The following is a 1,409-nucleotide window of genomic DNA, read 5'->3' as shown; positions in this document are numbered from 1 at the left end:
GCCCGCGGCGCGGCCGAACAAAAGAATGGACGCGATTTCCGCAATCGTCATCGCGGCGCGGTCATTAAAAATCGCTTGTCCATCTCATCCGTCGACTTCATGTGCTTGCGGTGCCCCAGCGGCAGCCGGAAGTAGGTCAAGGTCTCCTCGATGTTGTCCTCGACCCAGCCGGTGAGCTTGGGGTATTTGCCGCCCCATTTGGCAAGCCACGCCGCCAGATCGCGCCGCACCTCCGAGAGGTCGCGCCGGTCGTACATCCAGCGCAGCTCGAGCAGACAATCGTCATCGACCTTGCGCGGCACATAGTCGAGCGCGTTGCGCAGGAAGTGCACATAACAGCGCTGCCAGAACACGCCGGCGAGGACTTCGGCGATCGTCTTCTTCAAACCGGGATGATCGTCGGAGACGACGAACTCGACGCCATGCAGGCCGCGGGCCTTCAGGGCTTCCAAAAACTCCTTCCAGCTCGACCGGCTCTCCCGGTTGGCGAGCTCGACCGCGAGCACCTGGCGCCGGCCTTCCCAGTCGACGCCGATCGCGATCAGTACCGCCTGGCTCGCGATGATGCCGTCCTCGCGCACCCGCTCATAGCGCGCATCCAGGATCAGATAGGGGAACGGTTCCTTGAGCTTGCGCTCGCAAAAGGCCTTCAGCGACCCATCCAGCCGCTTGTTGATCGCGCTGATCGCCGAGGCCGAGAAGGCATGGCCTACCAGTTCCTCGGTGACCTGCTTCACCTTCCGTGTCGAGACGCCTTGCACGTACATCTCGGCCAAGGCCGCAACCAGCGCCTTCTCCGAGCGCTGATAGCGCTCAAACAGCTCGGTCGAGAACCGCCCCTGCCGGTCCTGCGGCACTTTCAGCTCGATCTTGCCGACCCGGGTGATCAGCGAGCGCGGATAGTAGCCGGAGCGATAGCCAAGCCGTCCCTCGCTGCGTTCTCCCTTCTCCGCACCCAGCGTCTCCGTCATCTCGGCTTCGAGAATGTCCTGCACCGCACCCTGAATCAGCGGCCTCAGGAACTCCTTGTCCGACCTCAACAACTCTTTGACTGCAGCGACGTCCGTCCTAATCTTCGTCACGGTCATGGCGGGTCCAAGCTCCTCTACGAGCGGTGATCTTCGCAATCACCGGACTTACCATGACCGCATCAGCCTCTCAGCTTTTGCAGAACCTTCAGCACACTACCGGCGAGCGCCTCAGGGTGACGGTGATAGAGCGGAGGAACGGATCGGTGTATGTAGGGACCCACTAGAACCCGCTTACTACAGCCATGTCCCCCACTGAACACACCCTCACCCCCTGGCGGCCCGTCTGAGCTGCTGCCGGTTTGATGGACACCAGGTTAAGCTAATCCCACCTTGCGCTCGAACTCAACCGGGCTGAGATAGCCGATGGTCGAGTGCCTG

1 pseudogene is annotated in these 1,409 nt (G+C 62.0%); it reads right to left on the bottom strand.

From position 1 onward, the window contains the following. Window positions 1-74 precede the first annotated feature (74 nt). Window positions 75-1,088: pseudogene (locus YU9_RS44055) on the bottom strand (IS256 family transposase); the annotation flags it as partial. Window positions 1,089-1,409: the final 321 nt, after the last annotated feature.

The organism is Bradyrhizobium sp. WSM1743, from assembly GCF_000473065.1.
Classification (GTDB): Bacteria; Pseudomonadota; Alphaproteobacteria; order Rhizobiales; family Xanthobacteraceae; genus Bradyrhizobium.
This window is presented reverse-complemented; position numbering and strand designations above follow the sequence as displayed.